Annotated in this window: 22 protein-coding genes; 6 read left to right on the top strand and 16 right to left on the bottom strand. The window is 62.5% G+C overall.

Going from position 1 to position 22,423, the window contains the following annotated elements:
* The first annotated feature begins 330 nt into the window (after positions 1-330).
* A complete protein-coding gene (locus C6558_RS01330; protein ID WP_025425625.1) occupies positions 331-822 on the top strand; it encodes an SRPBCC domain-containing protein in 492 nt (163 codons plus the stop codon).
* 467 nt (positions 823-1,289) lie between these two features.
* On the opposite strand, the gene cysK is transcribed toward C6558_RS01330, so the two are convergent.
* Together cysK and C6558_RS01340 are read right to left on the bottom strand one after the other, a co-directional pair.
* Positions 1,290-2,258, bottom strand: coding sequence for a cysteine synthase A (gene cysK, locus C6558_RS01335; RefSeq protein WP_025425626.1), 969 nt, complete (start codon positions 2,256-2,258; stop codon positions 1,290-1,292).
* A gap of 137 nt (positions 2,259-2,395) precedes the next feature.
* Complete coding sequence (locus tag C6558_RS01340; RefSeq protein ID WP_025425627.1) at positions 2,396-3,013, bottom strand: LysE family translocator; 618 nt, start codon at positions 3,011-3,013, stop codon at positions 2,396-2,398.
* A 174-nt stretch (positions 3,014-3,187) separates the two neighbouring features.
* On the opposite strand from C6558_RS01340, the gene C6558_RS01345 reads away from it, so the two are divergent.
* Positions 3,188-3,820: a LysE family translocator gene (locus C6558_RS01345; protein ID WP_025425628.1), complete on the top strand. Its 633-nt coding sequence runs from the start codon at positions 3,188-3,190 to the stop codon at positions 3,818-3,820.
* Between the two features lie 282 nt (positions 3,821-4,102).
* Here the strand turns inward: C6558_RS01345 and C6558_RS01350 are convergent, their stop codons facing one another.
* Both C6558_RS01350 and C6558_RS01355 read right to left on the bottom strand, forming a co-directional pair.
* Positions 4,103-4,408, bottom strand: coding sequence for an NIPSNAP family protein (locus C6558_RS01350; RefSeq protein ID WP_025425629.1), 306 nt, complete (start codon positions 4,406-4,408; stop codon positions 4,103-4,105).
* Complete coding sequence (locus C6558_RS01355) at positions 4,405-5,319, bottom strand: DMT family transporter (RefSeq protein ID WP_025425630.1); 915 nt, start codon at positions 5,317-5,319, stop codon at positions 4,405-4,407. The genes C6558_RS01350 and C6558_RS01355 overlap by 4 nt, the downstream gene beginning before the upstream one ends.
* A gap of 133 nt (positions 5,320-5,452) precedes the next feature.
* Here C6558_RS01355 and C6558_RS01360 point away from each other — a divergent pair, with 133 nt between their 5' ends.
* Entirely contained in the window at positions 5,453-5,890 is a 438-nt protein-coding gene (locus tag C6558_RS01360) for an Lrp/AsnC family transcriptional regulator (RefSeq protein ID WP_025425631.1), read from the top strand.
* A 64-nt stretch (positions 5,891-5,954) separates the two neighbouring features.
* Here C6558_RS01360 and dut read toward each other — a convergent pair whose 3' ends face one another.
* On the bottom strand, positions 5,955-6,422 hold the full coding sequence (dut, locus tag C6558_RS01365; protein WP_107026886.1) for a dUTP diphosphatase: 468 nt from the start codon (positions 6,420-6,422) through the stop codon (positions 5,955-5,957).
* A 96-nt stretch (positions 6,423-6,518) separates the two neighbouring features.
* Here dut and C6558_RS01370 point away from each other — a divergent pair, with 96 nt between their 5' ends.
* Positions 6,519-8,102 carry a peptide chain release factor 3 gene (locus tag C6558_RS01370; RefSeq protein ID WP_025425633.1) on the top strand — a complete coding sequence of 528 codons (1,584 nt, stop codon included), beginning with the start codon at positions 6,519-6,521 and terminating at the stop codon, positions 8,100-8,102.
* 61 nt (positions 8,103-8,163) lie between these two features.
* Here the strand turns inward: C6558_RS01370 and C6558_RS01375 are convergent, their stop codons facing one another.
* From C6558_RS01375 to C6558_RS01390, 4 genes are all read right to left on the bottom strand, one after another.
* Positions 8,164-8,532: a hypothetical protein gene (locus C6558_RS01375; RefSeq protein ID WP_225906196.1), complete on the bottom strand. Its 369-nt coding sequence runs from the start codon at positions 8,530-8,532 to the stop codon at positions 8,164-8,166.
* A 154-nt stretch (positions 8,533-8,686) separates the two neighbouring features.
* Positions 8,687-9,397: a B3/4 domain-containing protein gene (locus C6558_RS01380; protein ID WP_025425635.1), complete on the bottom strand. Its 711-nt coding sequence runs from the start codon at positions 9,395-9,397 to the stop codon at positions 8,687-8,689.
* 34 nt (positions 9,398-9,431) lie between these two features.
* The gene (locus C6558_RS01385; protein WP_025425636.1) at positions 9,432-10,334 is read right to left on the bottom strand and encodes a DMT family transporter; all 903 of its coding nucleotides are present in this window, start codon (positions 10,332-10,334) and stop codon (positions 9,432-9,434) included.
* Between the two features lie 152 nt (positions 10,335-10,486).
* Positions 10,487-11,299 carry an AraC family transcriptional regulator gene (locus C6558_RS01390; protein ID WP_025425637.1) on the bottom strand — a complete coding sequence of 271 codons (813 nt, stop codon included), beginning with the start codon at positions 11,297-11,299 and terminating at the stop codon, positions 10,487-10,489.
* A gap of 229 nt (positions 11,300-11,528) precedes the next feature.
* On the opposite strand from C6558_RS01390, the gene C6558_RS01395 reads away from it, so the two are divergent.
* Positions 11,529-12,233: a DUF2268 domain-containing putative Zn-dependent protease gene (locus tag C6558_RS01395; protein WP_025425638.1), complete on the top strand. Its 705-nt coding sequence runs from the start codon at positions 11,529-11,531 to the stop codon at positions 12,231-12,233.
* Positions 12,234-12,239: 6 nt separating this feature from the next.
* Here C6558_RS01395 and C6558_RS01400 read toward each other — a convergent pair whose 3' ends face one another.
* From C6558_RS01400 to C6558_RS01435, 7 genes are all read right to left on the bottom strand, one after another.
* Positions 12,240-12,644 (bottom strand): GFA family protein, encoded by a 405-nt coding sequence (locus C6558_RS01400; protein ID WP_025425639.1) that lies wholly within the window; start codon positions 12,642-12,644, stop codon positions 12,240-12,242.
* Between the two features lie 216 nt (positions 12,645-12,860).
* Positions 12,861-13,661, bottom strand: a complete 801-nt coding sequence (iolB, locus tag C6558_RS01405; RefSeq protein WP_025425640.1) for a 5-deoxy-glucuronate isomerase — start codon at positions 13,659-13,661, stop codon at positions 12,861-12,863.
* A 234-nt stretch (positions 13,662-13,895) separates the two neighbouring features.
* Positions 13,896-14,798, bottom strand: coding sequence for a myo-inosose-2 dehydratase (gene iolE / locus C6558_RS01415; RefSeq protein WP_025425641.1), 903 nt, complete (start codon positions 14,796-14,798; stop codon positions 13,896-13,898).
* A gap of 245 nt (positions 14,799-15,043) precedes the next feature.
* Positions 15,044-16,897, bottom strand: a complete 1,854-nt coding sequence (gene iolD, locus C6558_RS01420; RefSeq protein ID WP_025425642.1) for a 3D-(3,5/4)-trihydroxycyclohexane-1,2-dione acylhydrolase (decyclizing) — start codon at positions 16,895-16,897, stop codon at positions 15,044-15,046.
* Positions 16,898-16,985: 88 nt separating this feature from the next.
* Entirely contained in the window at positions 16,986-18,923 is a 1,938-nt protein-coding gene (gene iolC, locus C6558_RS01425) for a 5-dehydro-2-deoxygluconokinase (RefSeq protein ID WP_025425643.1), read from the bottom strand.
* Positions 18,924-19,038: 115 nt separating this feature from the next.
* The gene (locus C6558_RS01430; protein WP_025425644.1) at positions 19,039-19,902 is read right to left on the bottom strand and encodes a MurR/RpiR family transcriptional regulator; all 864 of its coding nucleotides are present in this window, start codon (positions 19,900-19,902) and stop codon (positions 19,039-19,041) included.
* Positions 19,903-20,019: 117 nt separating this feature from the next.
* Positions 20,020-21,150, bottom strand: coding sequence for a Gfo/Idh/MocA family protein (locus tag C6558_RS01435; protein ID WP_025425645.1), 1,131 nt, complete (start codon positions 21,148-21,150; stop codon positions 20,020-20,022).
* Positions 21,151-21,429: 279 nt separating this feature from the next.
* Here C6558_RS01435 and C6558_RS01440 point away from each other — a divergent pair, with 279 nt between their 5' ends.
* Positions 21,430-22,236, top strand: a complete 807-nt coding sequence (locus C6558_RS01440) for a class II glutamine amidotransferase (RefSeq protein WP_025425646.1) — start codon at positions 21,430-21,432, stop codon at positions 22,234-22,236.
* Positions 22,237-22,423: the final 187 nt, after the last annotated feature.

Raw genomic sequence — 22,423 nt, forward strand, 5'->3', positions numbered from 1 at the left:
AGTCGCCGTCCGCGTTACCTGCAATTGCGGTTTCGGAAGTCGGCGACTTTGCTTTTGTATGCTGCCGCACAATTCCTGACATGCGCATCGACCCAAGTTGGAAACTAACGGGGCAAGTTTGGAGCCTTGCCGCGTCCACTGGGCGCCATGTCTGACTGGCGGAGTCGCGGCGCTCTGCGGCGATGGTCGTCCTTCGTTGCAGGTTCTCTCGAGTGGTCATTGCAACGCTTCTTCCGCGCTTGCCGTCGGCAATAGGCGGAAACGGTCGAGTGCCCTATCTTGATGACGGCACCGGATACTTGCCGCACTGCTCAATTTGGGAGGTTTGTCATGACGAACGGTTCGCTCAGACGAACGGATAGCGCCGAACGTGTGATCGTGGCGTCCGCGCAGGTGGTTTATCTGGCACTGCTTGATCCGAAAGCCGTGACGCGATGGCTGCCCCCGGAGGGGATGACGGGCCATGTCCATGCATTTGAGGCGAAAGAGGGCGGTCGCTATCGCATGGCGCTCGTCTACGATAAATCCGAACATGGCAATCGCGGCAAGACGTCGGATGAGACCGATATTGTCGAGGGGCGCTTCGTCGAGTTGCGCCCGAATGAACGCGTCGTGCAGCAGGTGGAGTTCGAATCCGAAGATCCGGCATTTGCCGGGATCATGACGATCACCTGGGCACCGGAGACGATATCCGGTGGCACCCGGGTGCGTGTAACCTGCGCGAATGTTCCTGAAGGCATATCGCGGGAGGATCACGAGGCGGGTCTTTCATCGACGCTTGCCAATCTTGCTGGTTTCACCGAGCGAAACCCCAGAGCATAGCTTCCTAAAGCATGTCGCGCAAAAGTGTGCAGCGGTTTTGCGATAACGACATGCGCAAAAACAAGAGCTTAAAGCGCAGAAAGCGAATCTGAAAGATCGCGGCGCGAAAAGCATGTCGCGCAAAGTGTTCAGCGGGTTCGCGATCACGACATGCGCAAAAAACAAGAGCTGAAAGGGCAGCAAGCGAATCCTGGAGATCGTGAAGCGCTTTCGAGCGCTTCGAGAAAAAGTACGAAGCGGAATCTCGTCAGAATTCGTAAAAACAAGAAGATAGAGCGCTTTTGCGCCTCCGTTTAAACCGGAACATTCTCAATGAAGAGAACGGATGCCGGTGTTTCAGGCCAGCGACGTGGTTTGAAGGTCCGGTTTGGCGCACGCGGGGCCGGCGGTGACGCCCGCAGTCCAGCAGTGGGCAACAAAAAAGGGCGCCCGAAGCGCCCTTTCGTTTGCACTTTGCAATGATCGGCTTACGCGCCCAGGCCTTCGAACAGAACCGTCGAAAGGTACCGCTCGGCAAAGGATGGGATGATGACGACGATGTTCTTGCCGGCGTTTTCCGGGCGCTGGCCGATCTCGATGGCGGCGGTGAGGGCCGCACCCGAGGAGATGCCGACCGGCACGCCTTCGAGCCGGGCAACGAGCCGGGCGATCTCGACGGCTTCGCCGCTGTTGACGGTGACGACTTCGTCATAGACGCTGGTGTCGAGGATCGCGGGCGCGAAGCCGGCGCCGATGCCCTGGATCTTGTGTGGGCCAGGGTTTCCGCCCGAAAGCACGGGCGATTCCTCTGGCTCGACGGCGATCACCTTGATCGACGGCTTGCGTGCCTTCAACACTTGGCCGGCGCCAGTGATTGTGCCGCCGGTGCCGATGCCCGAGACGAGGATGTCGACGCTGCCGTCGGTGTCGTTCCAGATCTCCTCGGCCGTCGTCTTGCGGTGGATTTCCGGGTTGGCCGGGTTTTCGAACTGCTGCGGGATGATGGCATACGGCAAGGTCTCGACCAGCTCCTGCGCCTTGGCGATCGCGCCCTTCATGCCCTTGGCGCCCTCGGTCAGTACCAGCTCGGCGCCGAACAGCGCCAGCATCTTGCGGCGCTCGACCGACATGGTTTCCGGCATGGTGAGGATCAGCTTGTAGCCCTTGGCGGCGGCGACGAAGGCGAGCGCAATGCCGGTGTTGCCCGAGGTCGGCTCGACCAGTGTCGTGCGGCCGGGAACGATCTTGCCCTGCGCTTCCAGGCTCTCGATCATGGCAACGCCGATGCGGTCCTTGACCGAAGCGATCGGGTTGAAGAATTCGAGCTTGGCGAGAAGGTTGGCCTTCACGCCCTTTTCCTTGGCAAGCTTGTCGAGCCGCACGATGGGAGTGTCGCCGATCGTTTCCGTGATCGAGGAGTAGACGCGGCCGCGGCCGGGCTTGCGCGTGTCAGACATTAAGTTTCTCCCTTGGGTGTGACGATTTGGTTGTGACAATAGGGGCCATGCCCGTTCTATTCCAGAACGGTAACCGCGACGCGACGATCAGCCGGAGGAAAAACCACCGGCGGAAGCCCAGTCCGGGGAATGTTTTTTCAGGCGGCGCGGGTAGCGATATAGGCGGCGGTGCCTGCCAGCACGCCAGCGGCAACGCGGTTCAGCGCCAGCAATGCCTTGGGCTGTTTGAGCAGCGTGCGCGCCCGTGCGGCAAGCAGGATATAGGGCAGAAGCACGGTCAGCAGCACGAGGAACGTCGCGATCAAAAGCAGCCCGTATTCGCGCGGCCCGATCACCGCAATGTCGATCAGCGTCGGCACCAGCGCCACATAAAACAGCATTGTCTTCGGGTTGCCGAGCGTGACCAATAGGCCCGAAAGGAACGACATCGACACGCTTGCGGATGTCTTCGCCTTGATGTCCCGCGGCAACAGGCCGGCGGTCCAAAGCTTCCATGCGATGTAGCCGAGGTAGAGCACGCCGGCGAACTTGACGATCAGGAAAGCGGTCGTGAAGGTCTGGGCGATCAGCGCCAGGCCGAGCACCACGGCGGTCAGGTAAACCATGTCGCCGAGGATCAGGCCGAGCCCCATGAAGAAGGTCTCGCGAAAGCCGGAGCCGAGCGCTCGCGCAACGAGCGCCGTCACGCCGGGGCCGGGAATGATGGCTGCGATGAAGAGAGCGCCGCTATAGGCAAGCAGGGCTGCAAGCGTCATGATCGTTCCTCCCGGGTGGCGACGCCGCTTTTACCAAAGAGCGTCGAAAATGGAAATCGGGATCGGCGGGCGAGCGGCAATTTCGCGACAAAATTGATCGGGTGACAAGTCTGGCGTTGCCCGGTTTTTGGAGATGCGTAGAGCTTTGGGAAATACTCAATAAAGGCGCGCGTTATGCCCGAGATCCAAAACATCATCGGCTTTGCCCTCATTGCTCTCGGCATGGTGCTGACACCCGGGCCGAACATGATCTACCTGATCTCCCGCTCGATCAGCCAGGGGCCGGCGGCCGGCCTGATCTCGCTTGGCGGCGTCGCGCTCGGTTTCGTCGTCTATATGGTCTCGGCGGCGCTCGGCATCACCGCGCTGCTCTTGGCCGTGCCTTTCGCCTATGATGTCCTGCGGCTCGCCGGTGCCGGATATCTCGTCTATCTCGCCTGGCAGGCGGTCAGGCCCGGCGGGCGCTCGCCGTTCCAGATCAAGAACCTGCCGAAGGACGGTCCGCGCAAGCTGTTCCTGATGGGCTTCCTGACGAGCCTGCTCAACCCGAAGGTGGCCGTGCTCTATCTCTCGCTCCTGCCGCAGTTCATCCGCCCGGAGGCGGGCAATGTGCTGGCGCAGTCGATGATCTTCGGCTCGATCCAGATCGCCACCAGTGTCTCGGTCAACGCGATGATTGCGCTGGCGGCAAGTTCTATCGCCGCCTTCCTGGCCGGGCGTCCCCTGTTCATGGTCGTGCAGCGCTGGGCGATGGGCACGGCACTGTTCGGCTTTGCCCTCAGCATGGCCGCCGAAGCGCGCCGTTGACACATGTCGCGCAAAAGTGGGCAGCGGCTTTGCGATCACGACATGCGCAAAAACCAAAGCTTTAAGCGCAGTCAGCGAATCCTACTGCATGTTTCGTTAAATCCTATTCGATTTAGCGATAAAAACATGCAGCCATTCAAAGTGCTACAGCGACCTTTGCGCGTCTAATAGGACGCGCGGCGCTGTAGAGATCGCGACGCGTTTCAGATAAGCGGCCTCTATCGGGCTTCAGGCAATTCGCTGCCGCGCGCCGCTCTACGGCGACACGCGGCGTGGTCTTTCCTATTCGAACACCGGCCGCATGAAGCTGCGCTCGTAGCTGACGATGCAGCGCGTCTTTTCGCCGAAGGCGAAAGCCTCCAGGCATTCCGGGTCCTTGGCCATTTTCCCGCGATAGACTTCATATTCGGCCAGGCTCGGGAAGGTGAAGAGCGCCAGTGCGATGTTGTTTGCGCCCTCGTGCGGCATGAAATAGCCGTGATGGGTGCCGCCGAGCCGGTTGACGAGCGGTATCCAGAGCTTGGCGTAGTGCTCGAACTCGGCCAGCTTGTAAGGGTCGATAACGTATTTCAGATAGCAGGTGATCATGCGGTTCTCCCTTCGCGTCTCCGCTTGATAGGCGAGGGCAGGCGAAGTTTCCAGCCGAGATTCATGCCGGCTGCGGCGACCAGGATGGCGATCGAACCGAAGATCTGGATCGGCTGCAGCGCATGGCCGAAAGCCAGCCGATCGACGACGATGGCAGCGATCGGGTAGATGAAGGATAGCGCCCCGGTCATGTGCGTCGGCAGCCGCTGGATCGCGCCGTAAAGCAGCACATACATGATGCCGGTATGGATGACGCCGACGGCAATCAGGATCGACCACTGTTCGGCGCCGGAAGGTGCCGGGGCGGCAAGCGCCATCGGCGCCAGCATCAGCGTGCCGGTGACCACCTGGATCAACGCGATCAGATGCGGAGGCGTTCCCTTGAGCAACTTCGTCAACAGGGCCGCGATCGCGTAGAAGAAGGCGGCACCGATCGCAAGCGCGATGCCGATCAGGTAATCCTCCGGCGCAAAGCCGCCGCCGGGCTTGGCTGAAATGATCGCCAGCATGCCGGCAAAGGAGATCGAAAGCCAGAACACCTTGGTCGCGGTGATCTTTTCGCCGAGGAACAAGGCTCCGAGCCCCAAAAGCATGAACGGCTGGGTGTTGTAGACCATCGTCGCGATCGAGATCGAGGCATGCGAATAGGCCGCAAACAGCAAGAGCCAGTTGACGACGATGGCGATGCCGCCGGCAATCGACAGGAGCACCGTCCGCCGGGTGAAATGGCGCCGGTCGAGCAGGCCGAGCATGGCCGCGATCGCCACCAGCGTCACCGCGCCGAATACGCAGCGCCAGAAGACGACGCTCGTCACCGGCTGGCCCGACATCAGCACGAACCAGCCGATCGTGCCCGATATCAGCATGGCCGCCGTCATCTCCGCACTGCCTCTTTTAATGTCTGCGCCCATGGCGATCACTCCTCGGTTGAGGCTCCAAGATTAATCGGCCAGAGCGCAGGTTTATATGGAGGATCGCAGGTGTTTCTGCTATTATACCTCATCATCTAAGATGGTTTCGATCTTTTGGCTTATGAGGTTGCCCATGCTCGATGAACTCGATCGCCGCATTCTGGGTATCCTGGCGGCGAATGCGCGCGTGTCGCTGAAGGAGCTGGCGCAGGAGGTGGGTCTGTCCTCGCCAAGTGCCGCCGAACGTTTGCGCAAACTGGAGGAACGCGGCGTCCTCGACGGCTTCACCATCGCCCTCAATCCGGTGAAGCTTGGTTATCCGCTGCAGGCGATCATCCGCGTGCGGCCGATGCCGGGCATGCTGCATATCGTCGAGAAATTGATCCAGGAGACGCCGCAGATCGTCGAATGCGACAAGGTCACCGGCGACGATTGCTTCATCGCCAAGCTGTTCGTGCGCGATATGGGGGAACTGGACACGCTGCTCGATCGCATCGCCGAGAAGGCGCAGACCAATACGTCGATCGTCAAGTCGACACCGGTCAAGCGGCGCTTGCCGCCGCTTATCTGATCCAACGTTTCGAGATCACGCAATTCCGGACGGAAAACCGCTTCGCACTTTTCCTGGAAATGGTCTAGACGCCCGTGGAGCCGAAGCCACCGGCACCGCGTGCCGTGTCGCTGGCGCTGTCGGCTTCCCGAACGCTCACCTGTGTCACTGGCGCGATCACCATCTGCGCAATGCGCATGCCGCGTTCGATGACGAAGTCCTCGTCGCCGAGGTTGACCAGCAGAACCTTCACCTCGCCGCGATAATCGCTGTCGATCGTGCCCGGAGTGTTGAGGCAGGTGATGCCGTGCTTGAAGGCAAGGCCCGAGCGCGGACGGATCTGCGCCTCATAGCCGGCCGGGATCTCGAAGATGAAGCCGGTCGGCACCAGCGCCCGCTTTCCTGGCGCAAGCGTCATCGGCTCGCCGACTGCCACTGCGGCGCGCAGGTCCATGCCGGCAGCACCCTCGGTCTCATAGGCCGGCAGGTCCAACGCCTCGGCATGCGGCAGGCGGATGAAGGTCAAGGCGGGTTTTGTCTGGGGCGTGTGCATGGTCATCGTTTCATAAGCCGGGCGCTCACTGCGCCGGTCAATTGCATAATGAGGGCTGAGCCTGTAAAGACGCCGCAACTCACAGGAATCTACGACATGGCCGAAAGTCTCGCCGAGGCGGTCTCCCGCCGCCGCACATTTGCGATCATCGCCCACCCGGACGCGGGTAAAACCACACTCACCGAAAAGCTGCTGCTGTTCGGCGGCGCCATCCAACTCGCCGGCGAGGTCAAGGCCAAGAAGGATCGCATCCAGACCCGTTCGGACTGGATGAAGATCGAGCGCGAGCGCGGCATCTCGGTCGTCACCTCGGTGATGACCTTCGAATATGGCGGCAATGTCTTCAACATTCTCGACACCCCCGGTCACGAAGACTTCGCCGACGACACCTACCGCACGCTGACGGCGGTCGATGCGGCGATCATGGTCATCGACGCGGCAAAGGGTATCGAGCCGCGGACGCTGAAGCTGTTCGAAGTCTGCCGCATGCGCGACATCCCGATCATCACCTTCGTCAACAAGATGGACCGCGAGAGCCGTGACCCCTTCGAGATCCTCGATGAAGTCGAAGAAAAGCTGGCGCTCGATTGTGCGCCGGTGACCTGGCCGATCGGTCGCTCCAAGACCTTCTGCGGCTCCTATCACCTTGCCGACAACACCGTGCGCGGTGCCGATACGCAGGAAGTGCTGACCAGGGTCAACGGTCCTGAGATGGTGGCTCACCGCCTGCCGGAAAACGAGCGCGATGCTTTCATCGAAGAGACGTCGCTGGCGATCGAGGCCTGCAAGCCGTTCGACAAGAAAGCCTTCCTTGAAGGTCACCTGACGCCGGTCTTCTTCGGCTCGGCGCTCCGCAACTACGGTGTGCGCGACCTGATCAACGCGCTTGGCGAGATCGCCCCGCCGCCGCGCGACCAGGTTGCCGACACGCGCACGGTGCATGCGACCGACGACAAGATGACCGCCTTTGTCTTCAAGATTCAGGCGAACATGGACCCGAACCACCGCGACCGCATCGCCTTTGCGCGCGTCTGCTCCGGCAAGCTGGAGCGCGGCATGAAGGCGCGGCTGTCGCGCACCGGCAAGCAGCTGGGTCTGAGCGCCCCGCAGTTCTTCTTCGCTTCACAGCGCCAGCTGGCCGACACGGCCTATGCGGGCGATGTCGTCGGCATTCCGAACCACGGAACCCTGCGCATCGGCGACACGCTCACGGAAGGCGAACATCTCGTTTTCCAGGGCGTGCCGAACTTCTCGCCGGAAATCCTGCGCCGCGTGCGACTTGAGGATGCGATGAAGGCCAAGAAGCTGAAGGAAGCCCTGCAGCAGATGGCGGAGGAGGGCGTCGTGCAGCTGTTCTCGCCGGAAGACGGCTCACCGGCGATCGTCGGCGTCGTCGGCGCGCTGCAGCTCGACGTTCTGAAGGAGCGCCTGCAGGCCGAATACGGCCTGCCTGTCTCCTTCGAAATGTCGCGCTTCTCCGTCTGCCGCTGGATTTCGGCCGATCAGCCTGGTGACCTCGACAAGTTCGTCACTGCCCGTCGCGGCGATATCGCCCGCGACCTCGACGGCGACCCGGTGTTCCTGGCGCAGGACAGCTTCTCGCTGCGCTATGAGGCTGAACGTTATCCCGCGATCAAGATGGTCGCGATCAAGGAATATCACGTCGCCAAAGCGGCGTGAGAAGGCGGCGTGAACGATGACACTGTCAGCCGGCGGCGTTCGCCGGCTGACCATCGGCCGATCAGAAGGCCGACATGCGCAGCGCCAGCACCAGCTGCGTCACCCTGAGGGTTATGAAGACGTAGATCGCCAAAAGCAGGATCTGCAGCGCCAGGTGCCGGCGCACCTTCGACAGCCTGTGCAGACCATCCGCCAGGTTGAGCAGAAACAGGACTGTGCCGATGACGGAGACGATGTAGCCCGCCACGGCGATGTTGGGCAGGCCCTTGATCTCCAGGCTGCGGCCATTCTCGATCGCATGCATGCCGGCGGCGATCACCAAGGTCGCCATCACCAGGTTGCGCACATGGCGAAAAATCTCTTCGAGCCCGCCATTATCGAACAGCATTCGCCGCGCCAGACCGAGTTTTGATCGCGTACCTTCAGTCATCATCGCCTCTTGCTCGCCGCATGATCCTTAAATCGGGGTCGAGTTAAAGGCGGAACTTTGCGGCAAATTTAAAGAACGGCAGCATCGCGCCCCTTTTGACGTGGGGCGCTGCAGGCTGCCGGGAGGCTGCGATAGTATGACCGGTGGCCTTGCGTCAAAGACTCTCATGTGTGGCAAAGGCAAACCGCGGCGCCGCTCGGCTGAGCAGCATAGAGGTCGGGCGGACATGCCAGGCGGCGGCGATGGCTTCCTCCAATGCGGCAACGAGTTCGGCCACGTCAGCCGCTGCGGTTTCATGCAGCGCCTCCGCGACGATGAGGGCCGACGTGGTCTGCGGGTGGATCGCCGAATAGCCGCTTTGCCGGTTGGTCCATCGGCGCGCATGGGCGCGTCCCTCCGCATCGCGAAAGATCACTTCATCAGGTTCAGGGTGTTCCGTTTCACCGGAGAAGGTTGCATAGACCTCGTCTCCGCCCGCGCGGGTAACCTCGAGATTGCCGGAGATGCGGGAAACGTCGAAGACGGCGATGGGCATGGCAAAGGCCAGCGACACGGCGTTGCACAGGTCGATCAACGGATGGATCGACGGCAGGTCGCCCTCCTTCCTGAACCGGCGCAGCAAGGCTTCGGACGCGCAGCGATACTGCGTCGGCTTCAGTCCCATCCTGGCGAAGGTGCGGCGCCACGCCTGAATTTCCGCAAGTTCGCCTTCGGCGCGCGTTGCAAGAACGTCCCTGGCGATCGCCTGAAACCGCTCGACGGCATCGGCGACCGAAACGTCGCTGCGAATGCCCTCGACGTGGAGCGCGCCGGCTGCAAGCTCGGGAAAATCACGCCAGATGCTGTCTGAATGCTGGAAATGCATGGGATGCCTCGAAGTGGAAGAGATGATGACGGCGTCAGCTCTGCGTTTGGCCGGCAGTCTTGGGCCGGAAATGCGGCATGGCAAGACTGAGGACGGCGACAAGCACGCAGCCGATGCCGGCGAGCTGGTTGATGCTGACGGGTTCGCCGAGAATGACGAAGGCCAGCAGCACGGCGGAGACGGGTGCAAGAGCGGTGAAAACCGAGGCTTCCGTTCCGCTCACCCTGGCGGATCCTGCGTACCAGAGGATGAAGCCGGCAACGGTCGGGACCAGGGCATAATAAAGCACGGCTGCCAGCGACTGCATCGTGACCCCTTGCTGCGACGGCGCTTCGAACAGAGCGGGCACGATGGCGACGGCAACGCCCATGCCGGCCATGATGGTGGACAAGGCGAGAGGTGCGATCGGCGTTCGGATGCGTTTGTTGATCAGGATGAACAGCCCTTCGCAGATCACCGCGCCGAAGACGAGAGTGATGCCGAGCGGCGAATGGTGTGCACCATCGTCGGGCCGAAGCACGATGGTCAGAACGCCCGCTGCCGCCAGCCCGATCGCGACAAGGGTCGAGCGGCTGGGCCGTTCGCCGAGCAGCAGGATGGCGATTCCGGCAGAGACGACCGGTAGAGTGCCGATAACGACGCCGGCATCCGTCGCCGAACTGTAGCGCAACCCGGCAATCAGAAGTGTCGTGTAGCCGACGCTGCCGGCTCCGGCCTGCAAGAGCAGGATCAGCCACTCGCGCCGCTCCAACCTTGGCCAAGGCGTGCCGGTCAGTCGCACCAAGGTGAAGAACAGCGGAAAGGCGACCGCGAAGCGCAAGGCGGTGGCGCTAAACGGCGGTAAGCCGGAAGCGATCAGCTTGCTGGCAATCACCGTGCTGCCGACCGTGATCATCGCCAGCGAGAGGTAGAGGTATCCCTGAATTTTTTCCGTCATGCGGCCACTCCTGCGTTGGCGCGCAGAAAACCTCATCCGGATCTTTCGGTCTTGAACGGAATTGCAGGCGTTAAGGCGTGGCGAGCAAAACTGTGTAGCGATTCTGCATTGACGACATCCGCGAAAACAAGAACGCAAAGCGCGTCTTCAGGTCAATGGAATGCATCGGCATAGGCGCCCGGCGAAATGCCGTACTTGCGCACGAAGATTCGGGTCATGTGGCTCTGGTCGGCAAAGCCGCCTTCCACTGCCGCCTCGGCAAGCGGCACGCCCCGCGCAATCAGCCGCCGCGCCAGATCGATGCGGCGTTGCACGAGATAGGCATGCGGCGTGAGCCCGAAGGTTTTCGAAAAACCGCGCACCACCTGAAATCGGCTGAGGCCGGTTGCCTGCGCAAGGTCGGACAGGGTGATGGCGACGGTCGGATCGTCGTCGATCAGGCTTTGCGCTCTGCGCATCGCCGACGGCACATGTCCGCCATGCGTTTTCCCCTCACGCACGCGCATCACATCGGCCAGCAGCGTCAGGACGTGCTCCTCGCCCTGCATCCCCGTCCGATCGCCATCGGGTGCGGTGATCGCGCTAAAAAGAGCCTGGAAGTGTTTCGACGTTCGCTCATCATGGAAGGCGGGAGCGGTGAATTCTGCACTTCGCGTCCTGCCCTGGCTGATGTCCTCCATGGCGTCGGCGATTGCGGAAGGCTCGAAATAGAGCATCCGCCAGGACCGTCCCGCATCGCCGATCGGCATGCCGTCATGGACCTCGCCGGGGTTGACCGTGATCATGTCGCCGGCGCCGGCTTCCACCATGCCGCGACCGCTCAGCGATTTCTGGGCGCCCTGGTGGATGAGGCCGATGCCGAATTGCTCATGCGTGTGGCGGGCAAACACGTGCCCCGACGCCGCCTCGACGGCCTCGATGCCGCCAATGCGGCCGGGGAATATCGTGAATCGGCCCTTTGCCATCGCCTCGCCTGGTCGGGCACTGGTGGCCCGTCGGATGTTTCAGTTCTTTCTTACACCGGCCGCGCCTTTCCGGCCATGGCGATCGACTGTAACCGCTGCGACGGCCGCAAGGTCGGCGCGACAATGGGCGCAGGCATGGGCTGATGCTTTTGTCCTTCCGGCGTTGCAATCGACGGCCGCATGCTTAAATTCCGCCGTCGAATGACGATGACGACCGGAGATGTGCCGAATGCTGGACCTGCGCGTTCACTTCCTCGAAGCCGATGGAGCCCTTGCACAATGGCGCGAGCAGATCCTCGCAGACGTGCAAGTGACGGCAGAGCGTGTCGGCGGCCGCGTTTCCGCGGCCGACAGGGCTGCGCCCGTCGATGTCATCGTCGAGCGCCGGCCGGGCGAGACGATTCCGGAGCTTGGGTTGTCGGGTGCCTGCTACCGCCGCGGGCTCGTGACGGTCACGCTCGATCCGGACAATCCCAACTTCGCCGCCAGTCTCGCCAATGGCGAGCTGCGAAAGACGCTCACGCACGAACTTCACCATTCCTTCCGCCACGCGATGTGCGGTTATGGTTTCAGGCTGGGAGAAGTCTTGGTCACCGAGGGCCTGGCGGACGCTTTCGACGCCGAGATCAACGGTGGCGATGGCAATCGCTGGAACCACGCTATCCCTGCCGAAGACTGGTTGGGGGTTATCGAGCAGGCCGAGCTGGAGCTCTGGGCCGACGCCTACAACCACAGCGCCTGGTTCTTCGGCTGGAGCAGCCATGGCAACCCGCTTCCCCGCTGGGCCGGTTATTCGATCGGCTATCATCTCGTCAAAGCCTACCTCGCGGCCAACCCGGACGCGCGTCCGTCGCAGATGACCGGAACCCCGGCACCCGAGGTGATCGGCCAAGCCTGGGCACACTTGAAAATAAGGATGACGGCCGAGGCATGACCGGGATTAATCCCTGTCGTGACCGGGCAGTGCACCGACGTCGTTGATCCAGGGCAGGGCGGACGAGCGCCAGATCTGTGATTTCGGGGTGAGCTCACGGCGCTGGTTGATCGTCCCGAGGCGAATGCCGACCTCTTCGGCGTCCTCGTCCGTGCCGGTGGTGTAAACCGGCGAACCGCAGTTCGGGCAGAAGAACTGCAGCCGCTTGCGGCCGTTCTCTGCGGTCTTGACGTAGAGCTTTGGTTCGCCCCCGGTCAGTCGGAAATTCTCGCGGGCCGTGCCGGCCGACACCCGGTAGGCCGTTCCCGTCAGTTGCTGGCAATCGGTGCAGTGGCAGATCGCGACATCGTCCGGATCGATCTCCGCCTCATAGGTCACGAAGCCGCAATGGCATTGTCCGTCGATCCGCATGGCAAAGCCTCCCTGAAAGACCATAACCTAGAGCGTTTCCGTCCTAAACGGAGTCACGGAAACGCTCCATTTTTCGCATTTCCTGAAGGAAAGCCGCTTCGCACTAACGGCTCTGGGGCGGCCCGCTTCCGTCCATCCCAGTGCAACGGTACGGCACGGTGCCGTACGGATCGGCGCACACCTAAGGTCCTGATCGGTAGGTGCGCCACGTCGCTCCTAAACGCCGGTAAACAGCCACTCGTGTTCGCGGGCGTTGTGGAACTTCCAGACCCGCTTCGGCCCGGCCATGACGTTGAGATAATAGACGTCGTAGCCGTGCACGGCCGCAACGGGGTGATATCCCCTCGGCACCAGCGTCACGTCCCCGTCTTCCACCGCCATGGTCTCGTCCAGCGAGCGATCGTCGGTATAGACGCGCTGCACGGCAAATCCCTGCGGCGGGTTCAGGCGGTGATAATAGGTTTCTTCCAGGTAGCTCTCGGCGGGCAGATCGTCCTGGTCGTGCTTGTGCGGCGGGTAGGAAGAGGTGTGTCCGCCCGGCGTGATCACTTCGACCACCAGCAGCGACTGGGCGGAGCTGTCGTCCTCGGGCATGATGTTGGTGACATAGCGGGTGTTGGTGCCCTTGCCGCGGGTCAGCTGCGGGTGTGTTCCCGGCTTGATCACCTTGGCCTTGAAACCCTCGCCGCCCGGGGCCGAGCAGATCGCAAGATCGAGATCGGTCGTCGCCGCCACTTGCCAGCGGCTGCCCTTCGGCACGTAGACGGCATAGGGCTGCCCCTCGAACGGCGTCATGCGCTCACCGAGCTCGCCGAAATCCTCGCCATCGACCGAAACCTTCGCCTTGCCCGAAACCAGCACAAGGCAAATTTCCTTGTCGCCCGCCTCGCCCTGCGTCGTCTCGCCCGGCTTCAGCCGATTGAGCGCGAAACCGACATAGGTCCAGCCGGCGCTTTCGGGTGTGACGTTCTGCATCAGGCCGGACTTGGCCTTCGGTTTGACGAGCAGTTTGGACATTTGGGGGTCTCCTGACTTCTTACTTGGCGGCGGCATTCTTGGCCTGCCCCTCACCCTAGCCCTCTCCCCGCAAGCGGGGAGAGGGGATTCTGGAGTGCGCCTGATCTTCTTCGCCTTACGCTGCGAGGGGGGCGCGGAGCTAGCGGCATTTCCCTTCTCCGCGCGAGCGGGAGAAGGTGGCGGCAGCCGGATGAGGGGCGTTCCCCTCGAACCTGGCAGCCGGATGAGGGGCTGCTAAGCCCGATCGAGCCCGGCTTCCTTGGCAAACGCCTTCAGCGATTTCAGTCCGAGCGACTGATACTCGAAGGGATTGCGCACGGCGGAATCCTGCTCGGCTTCGATCACCAGCCAGCCATCGTAATTGTGTTCGGCGGCGATTTTCAGGACGGGGAGGAAATCGACGCCGCCTTCGCTGTCGCCCGGAACGGTGAAGACGCCGCGGCGCACGCCTTCGAGGAAGGAGAGGCCTTCGCCTTCGACGACCTTGCGCACGGCAGTGCGCACGTTCTTGCAATGGATATGGCGGACGCGGTGCATGCATTTTTTCGCAACCTCGGCCGGGTCGGAGCCGCCGAACCAGGCATGGCCGGTGTCGAGCAAAAGCTTGGTTGCCGGACCGGTGTTCTGCATCAACAGGTCGATTTCCTCGCCGGTCTGGACGATCGTGCCCATGTGGTGATGGTAGACGAGATCGACGCCCTGGTCGGCGCAATATTGCGCGATCGCTTCGAGGTCTGCACCGAATTTCTTCCACTGGTCTGCCGGCAGCACCGGCTTGTCGTTGGCGACCGACTTGGTGTCATCGCCGTGAATGGCGTTCGAGGTCTCGCAGACGATCGCCACCTTGCAGCCATTGTGCTTCAGGAGGTCGAGATGCGGCTGGATCGCCTTCTTCTCTGTCTCGACGTCATGGGTGAGCAGGTTGGTCGAGTGCCAGCCGGAGACGAAGACGAGGTCGTAGGAGGCGAGCTTTGCCTTCAGTGCTTCCGGATCGGAAGGCATCTTGTGGCCCTTCTCGATGCCGTCGAAGCCGATCTTCTGGCAATCGGAGAGGCAATCCTCGAGCGTCAGATGCGCGCCGATCGAATGATCGTCGTCGTTGCTCCAGGCGATCGGATTGGTTCCGTAGCGGATCATGTCTTTCACTTTCTCTTGCGTCATCCGCTTGGGGCGGAAGGTTTGTTGTGTCTCACTCGTACGGCAGGGGAGGGCGACGATGGCTCCTCATCCGGCTGCCGCCACCTTCTCCCCGCTTGCAGGGAGAAGGGATATGCCGCGCTCTCCGAAGTTCCCTCTCCCCGCAGGCGGGGAGACGGTTAGGGTGAGGGGCATAAATGCGCAACGGCGCCCACGTGGACAACGCGGGCGCCGAAAGGGCAATCTCAGCCAAAGCGCTGGGAGGTCAGCGCCTTCTCGTAGCCCTTGCGGGCCTCGTTGACTTCCGTACGGTTGGAAACCTCGGGGACTGCGACATCCCACCAATGGCCGCCTTCGTCGGTGGTGATCAGCGGATCGGTGTCGATGACGATCACGGTCGTGCGGGCTTCGCCTGCCGTTTCCTTCAGCGCCGATTCCAGTTCGGAAATCGAGCCGACCTTGCGGGTGAGCGCGCCCATCGCCGCGGCGTGCGCAGCGAAATCGATCACCGGCAGCTCGACATGGTGCGTGTCGCGCAAGAGGTTGTTGAAGTTGGCACCGCCGGTTGCCATCTGCAGCCGGTTGATGCAGCCGTAGCCGGCATTGTCGAGCAGCACGATGGTGATCTTGGCGCCGAGCATGATCGACGAGGCGATCTCTGAATTCAGCATCATGTAGCTGCCGTCGCCGACCATGACGATGACGTCGCTGTCGGGGCGGGCGAGCTTGGCGCCGAGGCCGCCTGCGACTTCATAGCCCATGGTCGAGAAGCCGTATTCCATGTGGTAGCCGCCGGGCGTTTCCGCCTGCCAGAGCTTGTGCAACTCGCCGGGCAGCCCGCCTGCCGCACAGACGAGGACCGTCTCCGCTCCGCCGCGTGCACGCTGGACCGCACCGATGACCTGTGCGTCCGAAGGCAGCGCCGCATTCGTGGTTGCCGTCGCCTTGTCGGCGGCCTTCAGCCACTCGGCCTTGCCGGCCTTGGCCTTGTCGGTCCAGGCGGTGTCGGCCTTGTGATTGCCGAGCCCGGCGGAAATGCGTTCGAGGCCGATGCGCGCATCGGCGACCAGCGGCAGCCCCTCATGCTTGGCCGCATCGAACGGCTGGACATTGAGGCCGACGATCTTCAGCCCTTCGTTCTTGAACAGCGACCAGGAGCCGGTGGTGAAGTCCTGCAGCCGCGAGCCGACGGCGAGCACGACGTCGGCCGCTTCCGCCAGCTGGTTGGAGGCTGACGTGCCGGTGACGCCGACCGAACCCATGTTGAGCGGATGGCTGTGCGGCAGGGAGGACTTGCCGGCCTGGGTCTCGACAACCGGAATGCCATGCTTTTCCGCGAAGGCGGCCAGCGCCTTGCTGGCTTCCGAATAGAGCACGCCGCCGCCGGCGACGATCACCGGCTTCTCGGCTGCCTTCAGCGCAGCAATAGCAGAGGCGAGCTCATCGGCATCGGGCTCGATGCGGCGCGAAGACCAGACCTTCTCGTCGAAGAAGGCTTCCGGATAGTCATAGGCTTCCGCCTGCACGTCCTGGCAAAGCGAGAGCGTGACCGGGCCGCAATCGGCCGGATCCGTCAAAACCTGCATGGCGCGACGCAGCGCCGGGATGATCTGCTCCGGCCGGGTGATGCGGTCGAAATAGCGCGAAACCGGACGGAAGCAGTCGTTGGCCGAGATCGTGCCGTCGGCAAAACCTTCCACCTGCTGCAGCACCGGATCGGGCCTTCGATTGGCGAAGACATCGCCGGGCAGGAAAAGAACGGGCAGGCGGTTGACGTGGGCAAGGGCTGCCGACGTCACCATGTTCAGCGCCCCGGGGCCGATCGAGGTGGTGCAGGCCATGAAGCGGCGGCGGAAGCTCGCCTTGGCAAAGGCGATCGCGGCATTGGCCATGCCCTGCTCGTTCTGGGCGCGGTAGGTGGGCAGCGTATCCTTGATGCCGTGCAGCGCCTCGCCGACGCCGGCGACGTTGCCATGGCCGAAGATGGCGAAGACGCCGCCGAAGATCGGTACCTTGTTGCCGTCGATGACGGTCATCTGGCGGGTCAGGAACCGCGCCACGGCCTGTGCCATGGTCAGGCGCACGGTCTTCTGGCTCATACTCTGTTTCCTCCTCGTGGCGAAATCGTCCCGTTTCGCCGACTGTATAATTTCTCAGATCGGAATCGAGTTAAGGACTCCGCCGATCCTACGCCGCCTTTGTTTCACCCAGTTGCAGCCAGAGATCCACCAGCGCCTTGAATTTTCCGGCCATGTCGGCGATCGCCTGCTCGTCGGTCATGGTGCCGCCGAGCCAGGCCTTGCTGGCATCGGCAAAGATGGTGCGGCCGACGGCAAAACCCTTGACCGTCTTCGATGTGCGGGCCGCGGCAAAGCCGTCCTTCAGCGCCTCGTAGGGGGCTTCGAGGCCGAGCAGCACGACGCCGCGGCAGAGCGGATCGCGCTTTTCGATGACCGCATCGATCGCTGCCCAGGCGCTGCGGCTTGCCTGCGGCTCGAGCTTCCACCAGTCGGGCTTGAGGCCGGCATCGTAAAGCTCGTTGAGCGCGCGCGGAATGGTCTGGTCGTCGAGCTTGCCGTGTTTGCCGGCGATGATCTCGATCAGGATTTCGCGGCCGACCTTGCGAGCCGCCTCGAAGGCCGAGCGCAGCTTGGCCACCTGCGTCGCTTTCATCTCGGCCGGGTCGTCCGGATGGTAGAAGGACAGCACCTTGATGCAGTGGTCGACCGGCCAGTCGATCAGGCGGCTGCCGAGGTCCTGGCTGAATTCGAACTGCAGCGGCCGCGAGCCCGGAAGCTCGATCGGCTTGCCGATCCAGAAGTCGCGGTGGGCGCCGGCAGCATAAAGCGCGTCGCGGCCGTATTTGTCGTCGATCAACATGCCGAAGCCGGAACGGCCGGCCGCCACCTGTGCCGCCGCCTTGACTGCCAGAACCTTGAAGGCCGGGATGCGGGCAAGTAGCTCCGGGTTGCCGGCGGCCACATCTTCCAGCTGGCTGCGATGGTCGATCGCCAGCGCCATCAACAGCGGGATTTCGCGGCGGCGCGTGGTCGCCCAATGCACGTGATTGATCGCCTCGTCCTTGCGCAGCGCCCGTTCCTTGCTGCCCTTCTCCAGGAAGAACTGCAGCTCGGTCCAGGTCGGGATCTCAGGCGCGCAGAGCAGGCGGGAGACGGCAAAGGCGCCGCAGGCGTTGGCCCAGGTCGCGGAGGTCGCATGCGGTTCGTTCTTCAGCCAGCCGCGCAGGAAGCCGGACATGAAGGCGTCTCCGGCGCCGAGCACATTGTAGACTTCGATCGGGAAACCCTTGCCGACGATGCCGTCTTCGAGGTTATCGGAAATCGGACCGTCATAGACGATACAGCCCATCGGGCCGCGCTTCAGGACGATCGTCGCCGTGGACAGCGCCCGGATCGTCTTCAGCGCTTGCAGCAGGTCGCTTTCGCCCGACGCGATCAACACTTCTTCCTCGGTGCCGACGATCAGGTCGCAGTCGGCGAGAACTGTCTTCAGATGGGCCGAGACGCGGTCGGAGGCGATGTAGCGGCTTTCGCCGGCATCATGGCCGGCAAGGCCCCAGAGGTTCGGGCGGTAGTCGATGTCGAAGACGATCTTCGCGCCGTTTTCCTTGGCGATACGCATCGCCTTGCGCTGCGCCGCATCGGTGTTGGGCTTGGAAAAGTGCGTGCCGGAAACCAGGATGGCCCGCGCCGAACGAATGAAGTCTTCAGAAACGTCGTCTTCGCACAGCGCATTGTCGGCGCAGTTGTCGCGGTAGAACAGCAGCGGAAAGGACTTGTCGTTCTCGACGGCGAGGATGGCGAGCGCCGTCAGGCGCTCCGGGTCGGTTACCATGCCGCGGGTCTCGACGCCTTCGCGGGTCAGCTGCTCACGAATGAAACGGCCCATCTGCTCGTCGCCGACGCGGGTCAAAAGCGCCGACTTCAACCCGAGCCGCGCGGTGCCGACGGAGATGTTGCAGGGGCAGCCGCCGACCGATTTGGCAAAGCTCGCAACGTCCTCAAGCCGGGTGCCGATCTGCTGGCCATAGAGGTCGACCGATGCCCGGCCTATGGTGATGAGGTCGAGCGGCTTTGCTCCCTGTGGCGAAACGTTCTGGCTCACTGCTTCCTCCCCGCGGACGCCTTTGCGGCCCCGACCATTCTCGTTCTGTGGGTGATGCAGGTATGAAACATAAATTCCGGCGTTTCGTCAATATAGAATTTTCATTCTATCCGTTCTATTCCGTCCTCGTCTCTTCAAGCAGGCGGCGACGCTTCTCGGCAATGGCGACTGTCAGCGCCATGGCGAAGGCCATGCTGGCGGAAAGCGAGCGGAAGCCGGCGTGATCCGCCTCGACCAGTTCGAACCAGACCTTGGAAGATTCCGCCAGCGGCGAGAACGCCGAGTCGGTCAGCGACACCACCGGCACCTTGCGCTCGGCAAGCAGCCGCGCCTGGGTGGCGCTTTCGGAGGCGTAAGGCGAGAAGCTGACGGCAAACGCGGCATCGTTCTTGCCAGCCATCGCCAGCATGTCGTCATCGATGCCGGCGGCCGTGCCGACCAGCTGGTATTTCACCTTCAGCTTGCCGAAGGCATAGGCCATGTAGCTGGAGATCGGATAGGAGCGGCGCTTGGCGATCAGATAGACCGTCTCGGCCTTGGCGAGGATGTCGACCGCGCGCTCAAAGGCTTCCGGGTCGACCGAGGTTGCGATGTTGTCGAGCGAGCGGTGGGCGGCGGCGACGAAGCCGTTGAAGATCGAGCCGCTCTCGAGCTTGCTGTGTTCGTTCTCGCTCAGTGCCTTCAGCCGGTCTTCGTAGCCAGGCGTGCGCTCGCGCAGGCGGGCGCGGAAAATCTGTTGCAGGCTGGAGAAGCCCTCGAAGCCGAAGTGCTGGGCAAAGCGCACCAGGGTCGACGGCTGGACGTCGGCCGAGGTGGCGATGCTTGCGGCGGTGCCGAAGGCAATCTCGTCGGGATTGTCAAGCGAATAGGCGGCCACCTGCTTCAACCGTTTCGGCAGCTGCGCCTTTCGCTCCAGAATGACCGCCTTCAGCGCTTCGAAATCCTGCGGGACCTCCGTCGTCGTTTCAGGCGTTGCCATTCTTGTCTGTCTCCAGTCTGACCCGTGTTCTCTAGTGACCTCACACTAATCGAATAGCGGCGGCTGGGATAGAACAGGCATTCCATTTTTTGCCGCCTTTTCCATTCCGACTTTTCGTCAGCCGATCTGGACCCATTCGTTGGTCTTTGCCGATTGATAGGTGGCCGAGAGCACCTTCTGCACCTCATAACCCTCGCGGAAATCGGTCGATGGCGGTTTGCCCTTGGCGATCGCCTCAAGGAACTCGTTCACCTCGATGGCCTTCAGATCATTGAAGCCGATCTGGTGGCCGGGTGCCACGCAGAAGGCGCCGTAGGGCGGATGCTCGGGCCCGGCCCAGATGGTGCGGAAGCCGCGGCTGCGAATATCGTCGCCGGTGGAGTAGACGCGGATCTCGTTCAGGCGCTCCTGCGTGAAGACGATGCTGCCCTTGGAGCCGTAGATCTCGAAATCGTGCTGCATCTTGCGGCCGGTGGCGATCCAGTTGGCCTCGAAGCTGCCGGTCGCGCCGTTTTCGAAGCGCACGAAGGCGCGGGTGATGTCGTCGACCTCGACGGCGCGCATCTCGCTGGCGCCGGCAGAGACGGGGCGCTCAGGGATCTGGATGATGGTTTCGGCAAGCACCGATTTGATCGGCCCGACGAGGTGACGCATGGAGGCGATGATGTGGCTGCCGATATCGGCAAGCGCGCCGCCGCCGCTGGCCGGGTTCAGCCGCCAGCCCCACGGCACCGAGGCATCGGCCATGAAGTCTTCGGCATGGACGCCGCGCATGGAGCGGATCTCGCCGATCTCGCCGCTCTCGATGATGTCCTTGGCGAGGAAGATCAGCGGGTTTTTCAGGTAGTTGAAACCGACCTGGGTCGTGACGCCGGCCTTTTCCGCAGCCGCGACCATTTCGGCGCAGTCAGTGACCATCGGCGCCAGCGGCTTTTCGCAATAGACATGTTTGCCATGGGCAATGGCCGCCAACGCCATCTCCTTGTGCAGAAGGTTCGGCGTGGTAATGTCGATGATGTCGATGTCGGGGTCGGTCAAAAGTTCGCGCCAGTCCGCCGTCGCCTTGCGAAAGCCGAGACGCCGGCGGGCGTTTTCCGCGCTTTCGGTGGTCACATCGGCAACCGAAACCAGGTCAAGCTCGAAGGGCAGATCGAACACCCGCGCGGCGATGGTAAAGCCGAGCGCATGCGCCTTGCCCATGAAGCCCGTGCCAATCAGGCCCACACCCAGTTTCTTCTTGCTGCTCATGCCATTCCTCCGGGGTCAACGACCGTGTCGTGGCTCGGAATGAAATGAAATGTGCAAGATTTGTCAACATGGAATATTTGTTCGAAAATATATTGGAGGTCTATGGAGGCGCCTTGGTTGATGTTTCTGTCGAGACAGCGCGATCGGGTGGCCGAGAATACGGTCCCGGCAGAGCCTGGATGAATTTGTTAACGCATTTTTACCATGTTTCGTCGGAACATCGCTCATGGTTAACGAATCGCATCCGTATGAACGGTGCGAAACCGGAGTGATTTCAGCATGTGCCGCTGGGCAGCCTATCGCGGGGAGCCGCTCTATCTCGAGGAACTGGTGACCTCTCCGGCGCACTCGCTGATCGAGCAGTCCCATTGCGCCACGCGGGCAAAGACGGCGACCAACGGCGACGGCTTCGGCATTGCCTGGTACGGCGACCATCCGGAACCTGGGCGCTACCGCGACATTCTCCCCGCCTGGTCCGACTGCAATCTGAAGAGCATTGCCCGCCAGATCCGCTCGCCGCTGTTCCTCGCCCATGTGCGGGCGTCGACCGGTGGCGGCACCCGGCGCGACAACTGCCATCCCTTCGTCTTCGGGCGCTGGTCCTTCATGCACAACGGCCAGATCGGCGACTTCGAACATCTGCGCCGGCCGATGGAGAGCATGCTCGACAACGACCTCTATTCGGCCCGCACCGGCACGACGGATTCCGAACTCCTGTTCCTGCTCGCCATGCAGTTTGGTCTCGACCACAATCCGCTCGGCGCGATCGCCGAAGCGCTGGCCTTCATCGAACAGCTTGCCGAACATCTGGAGCGCCAGGTTCTGGTGCGCTTCACCGCCGCCTTCTCTGACGGCAACGATCTTTATGCGGTGCGCTATGCCTCCGACTGGAAGGCGCCGACGCTCTACGCAGCACCCATGGGCCCGAGCGGCGGTTACTGTCTTGTCTCCGAACCGCTCAACGACGACGACGGCGCCTGGGTCGAAATTCCTGACGGCACGGCCGTGATCGTCGGCGAAAACGGCGTCGATGTCAGGCTGTTCTCGACGCAGGGCGCGCCGGTACGCAAGCACCGTTCGGCCTGAGGCTTTCAGCATATCGGTGGGCAGTGAGCGGCCCCTCATTCGGCTGCCGCCACCTTCTCCCCGTTTTCACGGGGAGAAGGGATACGCCGCACTCGCGCGTTCCTTTTGCTGCGGATGCTTCATCCACACAGGGCACGTTCCCTCGCCCCGCCTGCGGGGAGAGGGTTAGGGTGAGGGGCTTTTTGGC

Origin of the sequence: Ensifer sp. NM-2 (genome assembly GCF_003024455.1) — a bacterium.
In the GTDB taxonomy this organism is placed as follows: Bacteria; Pseudomonadota; Alphaproteobacteria; order Rhizobiales; family Rhizobiaceae; genus Ensifer; species Ensifer canadensis.

What these genes read in the sequence shown, in the direction of transcription:
- C6558_RS01330 (WP_025425625.1), top strand. Translation starts at nt 331, where the DNA reads ATGACGAACGGTTCGCTCAGACGAACGGATAGCGCCGAACGTGTGATC.
- cysK (WP_025425626.1), bottom strand. Translation starts at nt 2,258, where the DNA reads ATGTCTGACACGCGCAAGCCCGGCCGCGGCCGCGTCTACTCCTCGATC.
- C6558_RS01340 (WP_025425627.1), bottom strand. Translation starts at nt 3,013, where the DNA reads ATGACGCTTGCAGCCCTGCTTGCCTATAGCGGCGCTCTCTTCATCGCA.
- C6558_RS01345 (WP_025425628.1), top strand. Translation starts at nt 3,188, where the DNA reads ATGCCCGAGATCCAAAACATCATCGGCTTTGCCCTCATTGCTCTCGGC.
- C6558_RS01350 (WP_025425629.1), bottom strand. Translation starts at nt 4,408, where the DNA reads ATGATCACCTGCTATCTGAAATACGTTATCGACCCTTACAAGCTGGCC.
- C6558_RS01355 (WP_025425630.1), bottom strand. Translation starts at nt 5,319, where the DNA reads ATGGGCGCAGACATTAAAAGAGGCAGTGCGGAGATGACGGCGGCCATG.
- C6558_RS01360 (WP_025425631.1), top strand. Translation starts at nt 5,453, where the DNA reads ATGCTCGATGAACTCGATCGCCGCATTCTGGGTATCCTGGCGGCGAAT.
- dut (WP_107026886.1), bottom strand. Translation starts at nt 6,422, where the DNA reads ATGCACACGCCCCAGACAAAACCCGCCTTGACCTTCATCCGCCTGCCG.
- C6558_RS01370 (WP_025425633.1), top strand. Translation starts at nt 6,519, where the DNA reads ATGGCCGAAAGTCTCGCCGAGGCGGTCTCCCGCCGCCGCACATTTGCG.
- C6558_RS01375 (WP_225906196.1), bottom strand. Translation starts at nt 8,532, where the DNA reads ATGACTGAAGGTACGCGATCAAAACTCGGTCTGGCGCGGCGAATGCTG.
- C6558_RS01380 (WP_025425635.1), bottom strand. Translation starts at nt 9,397, where the DNA reads ATGCATTTCCAGCATTCAGACAGCATCTGGCGTGATTTTCCCGAGCTT.
- C6558_RS01385 (WP_025425636.1), bottom strand. Translation starts at nt 10,334, where the DNA reads ATGACGGAAAAAATTCAGGGATACCTCTACCTCTCGCTGGCGATGATC.
- C6558_RS01390 (WP_025425637.1), bottom strand. Translation starts at nt 11,299, where the DNA reads ATGGCAAAGGGCCGATTCACGATATTCCCCGGCCGCATTGGCGGCATC.
- C6558_RS01395 (WP_025425638.1), top strand. Translation starts at nt 11,529, where the DNA reads ATGCTGGACCTGCGCGTTCACTTCCTCGAAGCCGATGGAGCCCTTGCA.
- C6558_RS01400 (WP_025425639.1), bottom strand. Translation starts at nt 12,644, where the DNA reads ATGCGGATCGACGGACAATGCCATTGCGGCTTCGTGACCTATGAGGCG.
- iolB (WP_025425640.1), bottom strand. Translation starts at nt 13,661, where the DNA reads ATGTCCAAACTGCTCGTCAAACCGAAGGCCAAGTCCGGCCTGATGCAG.
- iolE (WP_025425641.1), bottom strand. Translation starts at nt 14,798, where the DNA reads ATGATCCGCTACGGAACCAATCCGATCGCCTGGAGCAACGACGACGAT.
- iolD (WP_025425642.1), bottom strand. Translation starts at nt 16,897, where the DNA reads ATGAGCCAGAAGACCGTGCGCCTGACCATGGCACAGGCCGTGGCGCGG.
- C6558_RS01430 (WP_025425644.1), bottom strand. Translation starts at nt 19,902, where the DNA reads ATGGCAACGCCTGAAACGACGACGGAGGTCCCGCAGGATTTCGAAGCG.
- C6558_RS01435 (WP_025425645.1), bottom strand. Translation starts at nt 21,150, where the DNA reads ATGAGCAGCAAGAAGAAACTGGGTGTGGGCCTGATTGGCACGGGCTTC.
- C6558_RS01440 (WP_025425646.1), top strand. Translation starts at nt 21,430, where the DNA reads ATGTGCCGCTGGGCAGCCTATCGCGGGGAGCCGCTCTATCTCGAGGAA.